This is a genomic window from Polynucleobacter difficilis (genome assembly GCF_003065365.1).
Classification (GTDB): Bacteria; Pseudomonadota; Gammaproteobacteria; order Burkholderiales; family Burkholderiaceae; genus Polynucleobacter; species Polynucleobacter difficilis.
Map to the genome: position 1 here is coordinate 1,715,167 of NZ_CP023276.1, position 15,713 is coordinate 1,730,879.

Genomic DNA, 15,713 nt, shown 5'->3' on the forward strand with positions numbered 1-15,713 from the left:
TAAGCCACTTTCGAGTGGCTTTTTCCTTTTTAGTATCCGATGTAATTACACACAGAGAGAACTCATCGTGAAAAAATTTCCAACATTGTTTTGTCTTATTGGTCTTTTTTGTTCGGCCACTGTCTTTGCCCAGCAAACGTATCCGAATCGCAGCATTCAAATGATCATGCCCCTACAGGCTGGAAGTGGGGTTGATATATTGATGCGCCCCATTGTTCAACGTATGGGCGAAAACTTAAACCAAGCGATTGTGATTGAAAACATTCCAGGTGGGGCCGGTCTGATTGGGGCCACCAAAGTTGCACAATCGCCGTCTGAAGGCTATGTTTTAGGTGCTTTTAATGACAGTATTTTGACCATGGTGCCCAATTTATACCCAAAAGTGGAGTATGACCCCATCACCAGTTTTGTACCCATCTCCCAAATTGCATCGATCACCTTTGTCATGGTTGCCAACCCATCTTTTTCGGCGAACACAGCGGCTGATCTGGTACGAATTGCAAAAGCCAATCCTGGAAAAATTGACTATGCCTCGGGCGGAAATGGATCACCCCAGCATATCGGCATGGAAATGTTTCGCCAGCTAACTGGAGCTCCCTTGGTGCACATTCCATATCGCGGCGCTGCCGCTGCGGTAACGGATGTCATGGCCGGCCAAGTTCCGGTGATGATTAGCGCCTTATCGGTGGTATTGCCCCACATTAAGTCTGGCAAGCTTAAGGTGTTAGGTGTTGCCAGCAAAAAGCGGTCCTCTTTGCTTCCGAATACCCCAACCATCGATGAGAGTGTTCGCGGCTATGAATTCTCAACATGGGGTGCCATTGTTGCGCCAAAAGGTACGTCAAGCGCTGTGGTGAGCAAGATCAACGATTCCCTTGCTGCCGCACTAAAGGACCCTAAATTGCGCGAGCAACTGACACAGCAAGGATTTGAAATCAGTCCAATTGGATCTGAAAACCTCAAAGAAGTTACAGCGCAAGGATTGGTGCGCATGAAGCGAGTCATTAAAGAGGGTGGGATTGAGCCTAATTAAAGTCACTACTTCAGATATTCAATCGGAGATAAAGCCACCTTCAAGTGGCTTTTTGTTGGCCTGGCCGAATGGGCCGATGCACGCCGATTCAATTAACAGCAGGGTCACTGACTGCAGCGCGAGACTCCAGTAGCCGCGTACGAGCGTATCGCACCCCTACGAGCGCTAAATGTACAAAGATAATGAATAGGTACATTTCGCCCAGAGTCTCATGAGAGCCCTCAAAGATTGCTCGTAGCCACTTGCCGCCCCATTCTTCATAGCCCCCAATCCCGGTAAGCACTAACAAAGGCGTTAACACATACATCACCAAAATAAATACACCCATGAAAGCGCCGTACCACCGATTCCAGTTCCAGAGGCGTTGTATCTCGAGTGCCTTCATGTCCGCTTGAATTCCCTTGACCATACTTGCCCTTCGCCATAGGGCGCCGAGCGAACTAGCTCCACCCGCAATTGCGCCCCAGCACAAACGCAACAGAAAAATGATCCCGAAGCCATATCCACAATACACATGCACCAGACGAAATGACTCACTGTCTGCAGTGATGTAGGCCATAATGAATGATACGGCCCCAATCAAATGCAGCGTATTTTTCACCGACTTGCTGAACGCAGTTGAAATACCCATTATTTTTACCTTGGAATCTGCACATCGTCATCGTCAAAATTACCTTGCTCGGCATGACGATGGCATGCATTGCAATTGGCTGCACTCTTCACAGAGGGCTTAGCAAAATCTTCAACCCCAATCTTGCGGTGCTTCTTTTGAAACCAATAGGACTGGGTGATTCGATTTTCTGGAGGCGCCTCTTTAACACGCTTATAACTTCCTGCATAGCGCTTAAGCCAAGCTAAAATCTCCGCCGCATCCTTAGGCTCAACAGAGGCATCGGTTCCGTAATGCTTGCTAAGGCCGCTCATAATAGAGGACCAGGATTGTGCCGGCAAAAATCCCGGTGGATACGCCAGATGGCAACTCGCACACTCGGCTTGATAGCTCGGCAAACGCTCAACGGGTATCCTATTTGCACTATCCGCCATTGCCAATTGAGAGGCGGCTCCTACTGCCACGTACGTCAACGCAGTTAGCACCAGCATCGAAATAAAATCTTTCATAATCACTCCTACTTTTTAATGCTGATGAGGTAAGACAAGACGTCCGCCTTTTCTTGGGGTAGGCATTCCCGCCCAAGGACGTCGTTGCAATTACGGCGAAACCATTTATCCGTTCTGGCAGAGTCGGTAAGCGCATCTGGATTTGCAGATGGTGCGAGAGGATCAATTGCCTTACTGGTACTAGCATGCTTTCCTGGGGATGTGGGTGGGTTACCATGGCACGATGAACAGGACCACTCTTTGCCGTGGGTGGAATTAAAAAATATCTTCCCCCTATCGCTATTGGCTTGACTACCGGCTTTATCGGCCCAATACTGCAGTTGTTTACTGGGCGTTGTTTCTGCTGCAATTGCTGGTGCTATTGCTGTAAAGACCAAGAGCATGAATAGAGCCGATTTAGCATGAATGCTGTATGTGTTTGAGTTCATACAATCAGTATTAAATAAACGGGGTTTACGGAATCTGAAGGCTCCATTCATCTGCCGTTCAGAATTCACCACCTACAATGAGGAATGACCTTCATTTTTCGATTCGTACTGCTTGCATTTCTCATCACCCAACCCCATTTGGCTTATGCAGATAGCGATCAAGATCGCGCCCGTAAAGCAGTGGAGCAAGGGGAAGTGATGCCTCTGCAACATATTCTTCAAAAAATGGCTAAAGACTACCCAGGTCAAGTCCTTGAGGTTGAGCTGGAGCGCAAGAAAAACACTTGGGTTTATGAAATCAAGCAACTTTCCGCCAGCGGCGTTCTCACCAAGCTTGAGGTGGATGCCAAGACCGGCGTCGTCATTAAGCAAAAATCAAAAAATAGCAGTCAGTAATTCGAATGCGCATATTAATCGTCGAAGATGAGCCTACCCTCTGCGCACAATTGCGTATGGCTTTAGAGGAGCAAGGCTATGCGGTGGATATCGCCAACAACGGCGAGGACGGCCTCCATATGGGCAAAGAGGAAGCCTTTGATGTTGCCATCTTAGACCTAGGCCTTCCTAAACTTGACGGAATATCCGTTTTAAAGGGCTGGCGTCTTGCCAGAAAAAAACTACCCGTTATTATTCTGACCGCACGGGACAACTGGAGTGAAAAGGTATCTGGTATCGATGCGGGCGCAGATGATTACCTGACTAAACCATTTCACATGGAAGAGCTCTTAGCCCGCATACGGAGTGTGATTCGGCGAACGGCGGGGCACTCATCCCCTGTCCTGTCGATTAAAGGGCTCCTTTTAGATACCCGTAGTAGTAAGGTGTCTTTGGATGGCAATCCGATTCCCTTAACTGCCCATGAATTTAAGTTGCTTGAATACCTAATGCATCATCCGAACGAAGTGATTGATCGTGCAACGCTAGGTGAGCATATTTATGCATACAACGAGGATCCTGATTCCAACACCATTGAGGTTTTCATTGCCCGCCTGCGCAAGAAAATACCCGAGGGCCTGATTGAAACCATTAGAGGCTTAGGTTATCGCCTAAATGATGATCTTTAATTCGATTCGCTTTCGGATTGCAATTGCCTCCTTAGTAGGCATTGCAATCGCCCTAGCATTCGCTAGCTCTCTCATTGGCACACTTTTTGAAGAGCATGCTACTCGGCAATTTCAATCTGCACTGCAATCCCGCTTTCTCCAGGTTGCCAGTCTTGCTGGGCAAGACCCCAAGACCGGCGAACTTATTTTTAAGGCTCCAGCAAATGAGCCTCGCTGGTCCAGCCCCCTTTCGGGACTGTATTGGCAGGCCAATTTACCCGATGGAAAAATCATTCGGTCTCGTTCGCTATGGGATACAACACTGCAAGTTCATTCGCCCGATAAAGCCTCTTTTTATGGCATCAATACCAGTAAAGGCCAACATCTAATGGCCCGATCACAAGCAATTGAACTAGATGGCCTCATTCCAATCCCTTTTTTACTCACCGTTGCGGAAGATACAGCAGCGCTAGATCAATCAATACGCCAATTTCAATCGCAAATACAGTGGTATCTCACGATCTTGGCTGCTGCGTTACTAAGTATTGTGGTATTGCAAATTACGATTGGGCTATCGCCGCTAAGTAAACTAAAAAAAGCCATGCTTCGTTTACGCACTGGGGATACTACCTGCATCGAAGGGCAATATCCTAACGAATTTAGTCCGCTGGTAGATGACTTTAATTCAGTCTTGGAACAAAACAAGCAGTTGGTTAGCAAAGCACAAATTCAGGCGGGCAACCTCGCACACGCAATCAAAACTCCTCTAGCGGTCATTACCAATGCCATCGCGAGCAAAACAATTCATGATGCCGATTTTCGTCAGCTCGTTCTTGAGCAAACTAGACTTGCTAAAGAACAGGTTGACTGGAGCCTTGCACGGGCAAAAACCATCACGCGCAGCCGTAATATCACGCTAAAAACTCCGGTTGTTGGAGCAATTCAATCGATTGTGCGGGTGATGGAAAAGATCTATGCAGATAAATCGTTGACGATGACTATTGATGCATCTGAGTCCGCCGTTCAATTTAACGGGGATGAGCGTGATTTACATGAAATCCTAGGTAATGTGATTGATAACGCCTGCAAATGGGCAAGTACACAGGTGTTAATTTCGATCTCCAAAGAAAAGGGCTGGGTCACGATCGCTATTGAGGATGACGGCCCGGGGATCACTCCTGATGACTATGCCAATGTTGTTCGTCGTGGCGTGCGGCTCGATGAATTTACTCCTGGTACTGGGCTTGGTTTAGCGATCGTCGATGAGCTCATCGCTATCTACGGAGGAAAAATGCAGATGAATCAATCACATCTAGGCGGTCTCGAAGTCGCATTACAGTTACCACGATCTGATTAATTCGTTTGTAGCAATAACCACCAAAGAAAAAGGGCAGCTAGGCTGCCCTTTTTTGTTCTAGCGAGGCTAGATCATTACATCATACCGCCCATACCACCCATGCCGCCGCCCATACCACTCATATCGGGCATGCCGCCTGCGCTGTCTTCTTTTGCAGACTCGCAGATTGCGCAGTCGGTTGTGAGGAGCAATGCTGCAACCGAAGCTGCATTCACTAATGCAGTTTTAGTTACCTTGGTAGGATCGATAACACCCTGAGCTACCAAATCGCCGTACTCGCTAGTGGCTGCGTTATAGCCGTTATTGCCCTTGCTAGCCATTACCGCATTCACAACCACACTGGCTTCGTCGCCTGCGTTGGAAACGATGATACGCAATGGCTCTTCCATGGCACGCAGAACAATGCTGATACCAGCATCTTGATCTGGGTTATCGCCTTTGAGGCCCATGATGCCTTGCTTAGCACGAATGAGTGCTACGCCGCCGCCAGGAACAATGCCTTCTTCCACTGCTGCACGAGTTGCGTGCAGAGCGTCATCAACACGTGCTTTTTTCTCCTTCATTTCGACTTCAGTCGCAGCGCCAACACGAATCACCGCAACACCGCCTGCCAACTTGGCAACGCGCTCTTGCAATTTTTCACGATCGTAGTCGCTGGTTGCCTCGTCGATTTGAACGCGAATGTTCTTCACGCGGGCTTCAATGGCTTTGGCATCGCCAGCACCGTCGATGATGATGGTGTTTTCTTTACCAATCTCAACGCGCTTGGCTTGACCCAAATGCTCGAGGGTTGTTTTCTCAAGGGTTAAGCCAATTTCTTCGGCAATCACTTGACCGCCAGTCAAAATGGCGATGTCTTCGAGCATGGCTTTACGGCGATCACCGAAACCAGGGGCCTTCACAGCACAGGTCTTAATAATGCCGCGGATGTTGTTCACAACCAAAGTAGCCAAGGCTTCGCCTTCGACGTCTTCCGCTACGATCATCAATGGACGACCCGATTTGGCAACTTGCTCAAGTACTGGCAAGAGATCACGAATGTTGCTGATCTTCTTATCAAACAAGAGGATGTATGGGCTTTCCAATACAGCAACTTGCTTCTCTGGCTGATTGATGAAGTAAGGCGAGAGGTAACCGCGATCAAACTGCATACCTTCAACTACTTCGAGTTCGTCTTCGAGTGACTTGCCATCTTCAACGGTAATCACGCCTTCTTTACCCACTTTTTCCATCGCCTCAGCAATGCGCTGACCAATGCTCACATCGCTGTTTGCAGAGATCGAACCAACTTGGGCGATTTCTTTGGTAGTGGTGCATGGCTTGCTGATTTTTTTGAGCTCTTCTAAGGCTGCCGTTACTGCCTTATCAATACCGCGCTTCAAATCCATTGGATTGTGGCCAGCAACAACATACTTCATACCTTCGCGCACGATGGATTGTGCGAGTACGGTTGCAGTGGTTGTGCCATCACCAGCGATATCAGCGGTTTTGGAAGCAACTTCCTTCACCATCTGCGCGCCCATGTTTTGGAGCTTGTCTTTGAGTTCGATTTCTTTTGCTACGCTCACACCGTCTTTGGTGATGGTAGGTCCGCCGAACGAACGCTCCATAACGACATTACGGCCTTTTGGTCCGAGGGTAACTTTTACTGCGTTGGCGAGGATGTTGACACCCTCCACCATCTTGGTACGGGCGTTATCGCCAAATACAACGTCTTTTGCTGCCATGATTGAATTCCTCTCTTATGTTCTCAATTACTTCTGAACAACGGCCATGATGTCTTCTTCGCGCATAACGAGAAGTTCATCTGCACCCACTTTGACGGTTTGTCCGGCATATTTACCAAACAACACACGGTCGCCTACCTTGACATCAGGGGCATTTAATTTGCCGCTGTCATCGCGCTTGCCTGGACCTACGGCTAATACTTCGCCCTGATCTGGCTTCTCGGCTGCTGCATCGGGAATAACGATTCCTGAGGCAGTCTTGGTTTCTTGATCCATACGCTTGATGATCACACGATCATGTAAAGGACGTAGATTCATTCCTTCTCCTAAGTTAGTGAGTATTAACTACATAAAAATCGATATAAATCGTCGGGTTATAATCTCTACACCTCAAGTTAAAACGATTTTGACTTAGTCAAGGTCGTTTTAGCACTCGATTGCAGTGAGTGCTGATTATATAGGTCTATTCCTCCTCATTTCAAGGGGGCGGCCCAATAAATCCCTGTTGTAGGTCTATTCCTACACACAAATCAGATCTGCCTGCTTACTTCCCGGACCTGTCCTGCCTAGACTGGTCAGTCATCGACTGGAGAACACCATATGAGTCCCAAATCTCGGCTGTATACGCTTGTTCATGCATGGAAGAACAAGCCTTTTCATGAGCTGCGGGATGCCCAAGGCACTCATGTACCCAATCTAGCCCACGAAACCCAGGATGGCGGTAGTAATGCCAACTGGTCTAAACGCCAAACCGTTAGCTACGAACCCATATTTAACGGTGCGGGCAACGCCATGTCCGCCGCCTTGTTCAGGCCACTCTTAGGCGCTAGCGACTCCCAGGTATTACGCTTTTCCATGGAAGGACTGGATGCGGCCAGTTATTGGCATTGCTGTAACAGACCCATTCAGATTCTCTTGCCTTTATCACCTAGCGTGCTCGCCAATTCAAATCGCATTGATGCCTTGTGCGACCTGATTTTAAATTCCAGATTACCGGTTGGCCTCGTTCACATTGGCGTTACTGCAATGCCAACCGAAGCCCTGCGACTCAATTGCAAAGAGGGCCTATTACGCCTGCGTCGCATCGGTGTACTGCTGCACCTAATGAACGCCAACCCGCAGTCAATCCAGCCACAGTGGCTGGAAGAAATTAAATTCGACGGCATCCATTTTTCAATTCAGGAGCTGCGTAGCGATGATATTGCGCTAGCGAACCAACAAGCCCAATTACTCGATGCCCTCGCGATGGCAAGAGAATTGGGTGCAATGCTGTATGCCAATGGCGTTACCTTAATTAAAGACCTCGAAAACGCCAGGCTCTTGCCGGTGGATTTTTGCTACGGCGGACTCATGATGTCGCCCGTAAGTAGGCACCAAATTCTTCATATCAGCGACAGTCGAATTGCGAAAGCCATTTTTGCAGTGAAACCCCATGGAAGTACAAACCAGAACGGAGATAGGCAATGAAGAAAAGTGTCATGTTGGTAGACGATCATCCCGCCATGCTGATGGCCCTCAAAAGTATGCTGCAGGACCAATTGCTGTTTGAAGTGGTAGGCCAGTGCCGCAATGGCGAGGAATGCTTACAAAGTTTGAAGCAAATGAATCCCGATATTGTGATTCTCGATCTCGATATGCCCAAAACGGATGGCTTTGATGTCATTCGCCGCATTAGTTTGACCTACCCCGATATCCGCTTGCTTGTTTTATCAAGCCTAGATGAGCACGTGTATGGAGGGCGCGTTCGCTCCTTAGGCGCACATGGTTTTATCAATAAAACGGCTGGGGCGGATGTCATTTTGGCAGCCTGCGTGGCGATCTCCCAAGGCTATGCTTGCTTTTCACACACACGCAATGGCCATAGCTCGCTTAGCGACCAAGAGAAACTGGCCCTGATCTCTGATCGCGAATTGCAAGTCATGAAATATTTAGGCAAAGGTAATAGCAATCAACACATTTCAGACCTATTGCACATCAGCAATAAGACCGTAGCAACCTATAAAACCCGCATCTTTGAAAAGCTGGGTATCAGCAATATTGCAGACCTCATTATGTTTTGCCGTAACAACCACATCATTGAGGGATGATGCGGACAACTGCATTCGGTAAATTCACTTGTAGTGCCGTGCTGCTTTACTGCAGCACGGCTTTTGCACACCACATTGAACTCACTCTGGCGGAGCAAGCGTGGATCAAAGCAAGGCCCGTGGTGTATTTCAGTATTCATGAGCAACATGCGCCTTACCTTGCGCCCTTAGACAAAAGTGGGCAAGTTGGGATTTACCAATCCTTAATTGATGAGCTTAGTCAGCAAACGCAGCAGCAATACCAACCGATTTGGCGCGCTAACGATGCAGACTTGGCCGACCTACTTAATAAGCAATCGATTGATTTTGTTATTGATCCGCCACTGGCCTCACAACAGAAAATGCAGGCAGGGATTTGGTCAGAGCCCGTATTTTGGGGTCATAAAGTGATGGTCACGCGAACAGATACCTTACTCGATAGCCCAGTTGTCGCGCAAAAGATGGCATTTTTTGGAACAACCTCGATACAGCGTGACCACCAATCCGTAGCCCATTTGTTTGCCGCGCTCATGAAGCGCGAGTACGACGCCGTAGTGATGCCGATTCGGCTTGCGCGGTACGGTATGCATGCGGAATATCAAACGCATTTAAAACTCAACGGTCTATATGGTCGCGAGCCACTGGCATACCGGTGGTTTATTGGCAACCATGCCCAACACTTAAAAGGTATCCTGGAAAAGACCTTGCATACGCTTGATCCGGCAGCATCGCGTGCCATCTTTTCCATCCCCGGTTTTGGTATCGAGCCAAGCGACGATTCTGACCATGCTGATCTTGACTTTATGCACCAGCATCACGCGCCGTGGAAGCGCCATATTCTGTTTGGCTTTTTATGCGCCATGCTCTTGGGCGGATTTGCTTGGATTATTCATTTGCAGCGCAATCGAAAACAGCATGCTCTACAGAATGCCGCCTTGTTAATGCAAAAAGAACACGCTGAGCAGGCCAACAATGCCAAGTCTAATTTTTTGGCTGAAATGAGCCACGAAATTCGAACACCGATGAATGCGATTTTGGGGGTTCAGGAGTTATTACTGAAAAGCCCACGCTTACCCGATAGCGAGAAGCCTTTATTGCAGAGCGCCCATGCCTCGGCCGAGTCCCTCCTAGGCATGCTCAATCAAGTCCTCGATCTCTCTAAGATTGAGGCAGGCAAGCTCACCTTAACGCCAGAGCCCTGCTGCCTTAGAACCCTGGTCGAGGAGATTGATGCGGCTTTTTCGATCTTTGCGTCGAATCGCCAATTGAGTATGCATACCCATCTCGACCTGCGGATTGCAGAAGTACTGATGGTCGACTCGTTGCGACTGCGTCAAGTGTTAAACAATATTCTAAGCAATGCAATTAAGTTTACGAATGCGGGATCGATCCATTTTTCGGTACGGATCTTGGCTGATGATCATGCAGGCCAGTTGATTGAGTTTCGCGTAATTGATACTGGTGTCGGCATGAATCCTGCCGATATTGCGATTGCCCTTCAGCCATTTGAGCAAGTCCGAGCCCAACACCAGCAACATACCGGCAATATCCATCCAGGAACCGGGCTCGGTTTAACGATTGCCAGCCATTTGATTCGATCGATGGATAGTCGCCTGTATTTTGATAGCGAACCTGGCATGGGAAGCAATGTCTATTTTTCTGCTGCCTTTCCAAGAACAACCCAAGTAGCCTCCAATCGATTAATCACTGAGGTAACCCCACATAGTGCGCAGCGCATGCAACACCACGGCAAGCAAGTCTGCGCTTTAGTGGTCGAGGATCACCCGGCTAGCCGTCAAGTTCTATCCCTGCAATTAGAGGTGCTGGGAGCGCAGGTTACGGTCTGCGAAAGTGCTGGACAGGCATTGCTACTGCTGAAGCAGCGGCATTTTGATGTCATGCTAACCGACCACTCCATGCCTGGTATGCATGGTGCTGATTTATCGCAATCGATCCGTGCTGATGGTTTTTCGGAGCTCATCATTATTGGCGTTACCGCCGATATCTACGCCCTGGAAATTCGGCATCGACTGCTTGCCTCGGGTATGAATGCCGTTCTAATCAAACCCCTTAACTTGGCCACCCTTGAAAATGAATTAGCACGTCACTTCACCATTATTGAAGTTGACTGCGATACAGAAGAAGACACCATTGCGTTTCCGCAACTCGGCAAAGGCAGCGCTGATCAAAATCAAATCGGCAGGCTTATCTTGCATGAAATCATGGAGGTTCACCACCAGGCGATTGCAGAGCTATCTAATGGGGCTATATCCCAATCCGATCTGGATAGTCTGATTCATCGAATCAAAGGCGGGGCATTGCTAATGAATGGTCTGCGTTTTGCTAACCGCCTTGATAGTCTGGCCTCCAACCGCTCGGACTCCACCCCAAAACGGTCGGCCCTACTGAAAGAATTGCTCTTGAAGCAAAACAGCGTGATTGATGCTTTTTTAAACCGCCCTTCATTTGAATAAATACGATGGTAGCCTCGGGGGCTTGGCTTAGGATGAATTAAGTAAGTACCTCAATTTTTAGTGTTTTTGCTGTTTTGGCTTACCATAAGCCCGTGCCGCTCTTTTCTACTTTACGCCCCGCAGTACTTCCTGCATTTCAGTTCGCAATTCCGCTATTCCAATGGCTAGCGGTTCTGCTCTTCGGACTTGGCAGTCAGCCCCTTTGGGCATCCGCCCCTAGCGGTGCGATCGAGGCCCCTCCTGCTGTGTGGCAGTCCCTTGATAAAAATCAAATTCCGCGCGATGCAGTCAGTATTTCGGTTTTGGAGCTGCCCAGTACAGCAGGCGGCAATGCGCGCGAAATACTGGATTGGCGCGCGAAACAGTCGATGAATCCCGCTTCCACCATTAAGCTACTAACTACCTTGGCTGCACTGGATTTGCTGGGGCCACAGTACCGCTGGAATACCAATCTGTATACGGATGGCCAGATCAAAAATGGCCTCCTCAAGGGCAATCTTTACCTGCGCGGCAGTGGCGATCCGAAATTAGTGCCAGAAGAGCTAGAGCAAATGATGAAAAGTCTACGCGCCTTGGGCATTCAACGCATTGATGGGAATTTGATTTTTGACCGCAGCGCCTACAGTCCTGAGGTAATGGAGCACACCACCATTGACGGGGAATCAATGCGGGCCTATAACGTCCCACCCGATCCACTGTTATATGCTTTTAGAACATTATCATTTCAGCTGACTCAAACCAACAATAGCAATGGTGTTGCGATTTCGTATACCCCTGCTCTTGCCTATTTTAAGGTTAACAATCGACTGCGTACCAGTAAGCAAAATTGCGATGACTGGCAACGAAAGATGCAGTTTGAGTTAGTAAAAAATGTCAGTTCGGAGTCAAAAAATTCAGATCTTTTAAGTGCGCAATTTACCGGCGAGTTCCCAAGCGCCTGTAAAAGCATTAACTACAATGTCGTGGCATTAGATGCCAATACTTTTTTAACCTTAGGGTTTGCGGCGGCATGGGAGTTGGCTGGTGGCTCTTGGGTCAAGCAACCGCAAGGGAAAAGTGGTGAGGTTCCCCTGTTTGCAAGGCCATTACTGGAATTTCAGGGTGGGCCATTGATTCATGCAGTGAACGACATCAATAAGTTTTCCAATAACGTCATGGCTCGGCAAGTATTTTTAACGCTTGGCTTAGAGCGTTTAGGTAAGCCGGCATCCACCGGCGCGAGTGATCGGGTCATGCAAGCCTGGCTCAAACAACGGGGTTTGGATTTTCCTGAATTGGTTTTAGAAAATGGTTCGGGCTTATCGCGCAATGAAGCCATTAGTGCGCGTCACCTCAATGATCTATTGATTACTGCCCGTCAACTTCCATCGGGAGATCTCTTTATACAGTCACTGCCCTTGGCCGGATCGGATGGCACCATGAAGAATCGACTAATTAAGCAGTTACGGCAATTCTTGCACCTCAAGACAAAACCAGAAGCGCGCATTAAAACCGGATCGCTTACGGAAGTGCGGACGATATCGGGCTATGTGATTAGTCAGTCTGGCAAAACCTATGCCGTTAGTTCATTCATTAATCACCCCAATGCCTTTCGTGGCATGGATGCCCACGATCAACTGCTGACATGGTTGCTAACGGGCGGCCCCGAGCCAAAACAAGCGCGCTGAAGTCGGTCCCGTACCCCATCCCACTCTTGCCCCATGGGCGGCTCGGGCATCACGATTAATTCCCACGAATGGTCATCTAAGTCACGCAACAATCGGTATAGGCGGCTAGCAAATAAGTCACTCTGCTCTGGAATGGGTATCTGATGAATGTGCGATGCGCCCAATACCTGTGGGTCACGCATTTGTTCTGATTCCCACACCACCAGAGCTACGTGCGACTTGGTATCTGGGTATTGCGAAATGCAATCGAGCGCTGCACCCGCCGCATACAAACGCAATGGTGTGTTGGGTGCGTAATGGGCTTTAAGGCTACCCGAAACGCGTGGAGTAACTTTGTCTGAATCTGCACGTGCGCCCGCTTGCAATACACGCACTCCTGTTTGCTGCTCAATCTGCTCTGGCGTAATCGCACCAGGGCGCAACAAGACTGGGGTGCCCGATGACAGATCCACAATCGTCGATTCGATACCAACAATGCAATCGCCGCCATCCAAGATCAATAAATCAGCTTGGTCACTGAATTCAGCGCTGACATCCGCAGCTCGGGTAGGCGAGACCTTGCCAAAACGGTTTGCCGATGGCGCTGCTAAGCCACCGCCAAAGGCCTGCAAGAGGGCTTGCGCGACTGGATGATCAGGCGAACGCAATGCAATGGTATCTTGACCGCCAGTTACCGCGCTCAGTACGTGTTTGTCTTTTTTCAATACCAAGGTTAAGGGGCCGGGCCAGAAAGTCTCGACCAATCGCATCGCCTCTTCTGGCAGATCGCGCACCCAAGGCGCAATCAACTTAAACCAGGCGTCGGATCGATTCGCCAAGGATGCATCTAGCATGGATGGCGCTGCCAAATGCACAATTAGCGGATGGTCTGCAGGCCTACCTTTGGCAGAGAATATGTTTTGTACCGCCTTTTGATTGCTGGCATCTGCCGCAAGTCCGTAAACCGTCTCCGTCGGAATCGCAACCAAACCACCCTGCTGTAAACGTCGTACTGCTTGCTCTACTGCTTGCTGCAATTCGGTACTGCCAATGGTGGGCTGCGGATCGGCTTTCACTACTTCAGCATCACTTAAGGAGCAATGCCTAAATCGCCGGCAACAGCAGTGCAATTCTGCCGCGCCTCATCCAGGGATTGACCAAGGCAATTGACATGGCCCATTTTGCGACCGGGCAGGGGCGAAGCCTTACCGTACAAATGCAATTTTGCATCGGGGTGGCTGAGAACGCGCTCCCATGCTGGTTCGCTTGCAGTCGTTTGCTGCTTACCGTCTTGAACAAACCATGCATCACCCAAAATATTGAGCATGGCAACCGGACTTAATAAGCGCGTATCACCCAGCGGCAAGCGGGCCATTGCCCTCACCTGCTGCTGAAACTGACTGGTAACGCACGCATCCATGGTGTAGTGCCCTGAATTATGCGGGCGTGGCGCCACTTCATTGGCAACGATGCTGCCATCGGTAAGAACAAAGTATTCGACGCAAAGCACGCCGACATAGTTCATCTCCTGCGCAATGGCGCTGGTCGCTTTTTGAATCCGCTCGAGTAAAACAGGATGCCGCTGTAACGATGGCGAGGGTACTGTACTGGTATGCAAGATGCCCTGGCGATGGATGTTTTCAGCGGGCGGGAATGAGCGCACATCACCATCATGCCCACGCGCCACAATGGCCGACACCTCAAAAGCCAATGCCATGCGCTTCTCTAATACACAGGGAACCTGACCTAAATCATTCCAAGCCGCCGCCAATTGATCGCGCGACTGTACTGTAATCTGGCCTTTGCCGTCATAACCGAGGCGCACTGTTTTTAAAATACCAGGGAAGAGATTGTTCGCAAGCAAGGCTAAATCAGCTTCGCTATTAATCACACCATAGGGCACCGGGCCAACACCCGAGATAGGCGCGCACTGCGCCAAAAATGCTTTTTCTTTAATGCGGTCTTGTGCAATCGAGACGCAGCTGCTATCAGGAGCAACAAAAATCCCGCGGGTTTTAAAAAAATCGAGCGCTTGTGCGGGAACGTTTTCAAACTCGGTACTAATGGCAGAACACAAACTCGCCATTTCAGAGAGGGCGGCTGCATCAAGGTAATCGGCACATAAATGTTTTTCGGCAACCGATCCACCCGGACTCAGTGGATCAGGATCGAGTACGCAGACTTTAAATCCCAAAGACTGCGCTTCATGGATAAACATACGCCCAAGCTGACCGCCACCCAAAATACCCAGCCAGGCCGGCGATTTACAGATAGTCGAGGAAGAGGCTGCGTCCATACTCATCAATTACTTTGGCGCTAATTCCATGGACTGCGCTAGCGCAGTCTGTTTACTGCGAAAGCCCTCAAGGGCCCTCATCAATTCAGCATCGTGCGCAGCCAAAATAGCAATGACATGCAAAGCTGCATTGGCAGCGCCCGCCTCGCCAATCGCAAAGGTAGCTACCGGAATGCCCTTGGGCATTTGCACAATCGAATACAAAGAGTCTTCACCGCGTAAATACTTGCTGGGAACCGGCACGCCAAAAACAGGCACTAGGGTTTTTGAGGCCAGCATACCTGGCAAATGGGCGGCGCCACCTGCGCCGGCAATGATGGCCCTCAGGCCACGACTGCGAGCCGCTTCTGCATACGCAAACATATCATCGGGCATGCGGTGCGCAGATAAAACCTGAGCCTCATACGGTACGCCAAACTGGTCTAGCATCTGGGCAGCATGCTGCATAACGTCCCAATCGGAATTGGAACCCATGACAATGCCAACGACTGCTGTTGCGTTTGAACCTGCGCTCATGACCTACT

The 15,713-nt window shown here is 49.4% G+C and carries 16 protein-coding genes; 8 read left to right on the forward strand and 8 right to left on the reverse strand.

Annotation, left to right across the window (positions count from 1 at the left end; translation table 11 throughout):
* Positions 1-67: 67 nt before the first annotated feature.
* The gene (locus tag AOC34_RS08665) at positions 68-1,033 is read left to right on the forward strand and encodes a Bug family tripartite tricarboxylate transporter substrate binding protein (protein ID WP_108469683.1); all 966 of its coding nucleotides are present in this window, start codon (positions 68-70) and stop codon (positions 1,031-1,033) included.
* Positions 1,034-1,121: 88 nt separating this feature from the next.
* On the opposite strand, the gene AOC34_RS08670 is transcribed toward AOC34_RS08665, so the two are convergent.
* The 3 genes from AOC34_RS08670 to AOC34_RS08680 are packed head-to-tail and all read right to left on the reverse strand — an operon-like array spanning position 1,122 to position 2,580.
* Positions 1,122-1,664: a cytochrome b/b6 domain-containing protein gene (locus AOC34_RS08670; protein WP_108469684.1), complete on the reverse strand. Its 543-nt coding sequence runs from the start codon at positions 1,662-1,664 to the stop codon at positions 1,122-1,124.
* Between the two features lie 5 nt (positions 1,665-1,669).
* Positions 1,670-2,152, reverse strand: a complete 483-nt coding sequence (locus tag AOC34_RS08675; protein ID WP_108469685.1) for a diheme cytochrome c — start codon at positions 2,150-2,152, stop codon at positions 1,670-1,672.
* 8 nt (positions 2,153-2,160) lie between these two features.
* Positions 2,161-2,580: a DUF1924 domain-containing protein gene (locus tag AOC34_RS08680; protein ID WP_108469686.1), complete on the reverse strand. Its 420-nt coding sequence runs from the start codon at positions 2,578-2,580 to the stop codon at positions 2,161-2,163.
* 84 nt (positions 2,581-2,664) lie between these two features.
* Here AOC34_RS08680 and AOC34_RS08685 point away from each other — a divergent pair, with 84 nt between their 5' ends.
* From AOC34_RS08685 to AOC34_RS08695, 3 genes are read left to right on the forward strand one after another with little or no spacing between them, the layout of a single operon-like run.
* Positions 2,665-2,976 carry a PepSY domain-containing protein gene (locus tag AOC34_RS08685; RefSeq protein ID WP_108469687.1) on the forward strand — a complete coding sequence of 104 codons (312 nt, stop codon included), beginning with the start codon at positions 2,665-2,667 and terminating at the stop codon, positions 2,974-2,976.
* Between the two features lie 5 nt (positions 2,977-2,981).
* Positions 2,982-3,644, forward strand: a complete 663-nt coding sequence (locus tag AOC34_RS08690; RefSeq protein ID WP_108469688.1) for a response regulator transcription factor — start codon at positions 2,982-2,984, stop codon at positions 3,642-3,644.
* Positions 3,631-4,980, forward strand: coding sequence for a sensor histidine kinase (locus AOC34_RS08695; protein ID WP_108469689.1), 1,350 nt, complete (start codon positions 3,631-3,633; stop codon positions 4,978-4,980). The genes AOC34_RS08690 and AOC34_RS08695 overlap by 14 nt, the downstream gene beginning before the upstream one ends.
* Positions 4,981-5,054: 74 nt before the next feature.
* Here AOC34_RS08695 and groL read toward each other — a convergent pair whose 3' ends face one another.
* Both groL and AOC34_RS08705 read right to left on the reverse strand, forming a co-directional pair.
* Positions 5,055-6,707: a chaperonin GroEL gene (groL, locus tag AOC34_RS08700; protein WP_108469690.1), complete on the reverse strand. Its 1,653-nt coding sequence runs from the start codon at positions 6,705-6,707 to the stop codon at positions 5,055-5,057.
* A 27-nt stretch (positions 6,708-6,734) separates the two neighbouring features.
* A complete protein-coding gene (locus AOC34_RS08705; RefSeq protein WP_108469691.1) occupies positions 6,735-7,025 on the reverse strand; it encodes a co-chaperone GroES in 291 nt (96 codons plus the stop codon).
* Positions 7,026-7,307: 282 nt separating this feature from the next.
* On the opposite strand from AOC34_RS08705, the gene AOC34_RS08710 reads away from it, so the two are divergent.
* From AOC34_RS08710 to dacB, 4 genes are all read left to right on the forward strand, one after another.
* Positions 7,308-8,174, forward strand: a complete 867-nt coding sequence (locus AOC34_RS08710) for an EAL domain-containing protein (RefSeq protein ID WP_108469692.1) — start codon at positions 7,308-7,310, stop codon at positions 8,172-8,174.
* Positions 8,171-8,794: a response regulator transcription factor gene (locus tag AOC34_RS08715; protein ID WP_108469693.1), complete on the forward strand. Its 624-nt coding sequence runs from the start codon at positions 8,171-8,173 to the stop codon at positions 8,792-8,794. Before AOC34_RS08710 ends, AOC34_RS08715 begins: the two co-directional genes overlap by 4 nt.
* On the forward strand, positions 8,791-11,247 hold the full coding sequence (locus AOC34_RS08720) for a response regulator (RefSeq protein ID WP_108469694.1): 2,457 nt from the start codon (positions 8,791-8,793) through the stop codon (positions 11,245-11,247). The genes AOC34_RS08715 and AOC34_RS08720 overlap by 4 nt, the downstream gene beginning before the upstream one ends.
* 74 nt (positions 11,248-11,321) lie before the next feature.
* Positions 11,322-12,914: a D-alanyl-D-alanine carboxypeptidase/D-alanyl-D-alanine endopeptidase gene (dacB, locus tag AOC34_RS08725; RefSeq protein WP_234408088.1), complete on the forward strand. Its 1,593-nt coding sequence runs from the start codon at positions 11,322-11,324 to the stop codon at positions 12,912-12,914.
* Here dacB and AOC34_RS08730 read toward each other — a convergent pair.
* The 3 genes from AOC34_RS08730 to purE are packed head-to-tail and all read right to left on the reverse strand — an operon-like array spanning position 12,860 to position 15,705.
* A complete protein-coding gene (locus tag AOC34_RS08730) occupies positions 12,860-13,969 on the reverse strand; it encodes an L-threonylcarbamoyladenylate synthase (protein ID WP_234408089.1) in 1,110 nt (369 codons plus the stop codon). The genes dacB and AOC34_RS08730 overlap by 55 nt on opposite strands.
* Before the next feature lie 14 nt (positions 13,970-13,983).
* Positions 13,984-15,189 carry a 5-(carboxyamino)imidazole ribonucleotide synthase gene (locus tag AOC34_RS08735; protein ID WP_108469695.1) on the reverse strand — a complete coding sequence of 402 codons (1,206 nt, stop codon included), beginning with the start codon at positions 15,187-15,189 and terminating at the stop codon, positions 13,984-13,986.
* A gap of 9 nt (positions 15,190-15,198) precedes the next feature.
* Positions 15,199-15,705, reverse strand: a complete 507-nt coding sequence (gene purE / locus AOC34_RS08740) for a 5-(carboxyamino)imidazole ribonucleotide mutase (protein ID WP_108469696.1) — start codon at positions 15,703-15,705, stop codon at positions 15,199-15,201.
* Between the last annotated feature and the right edge of the window lie 8 nt (positions 15,706-15,713).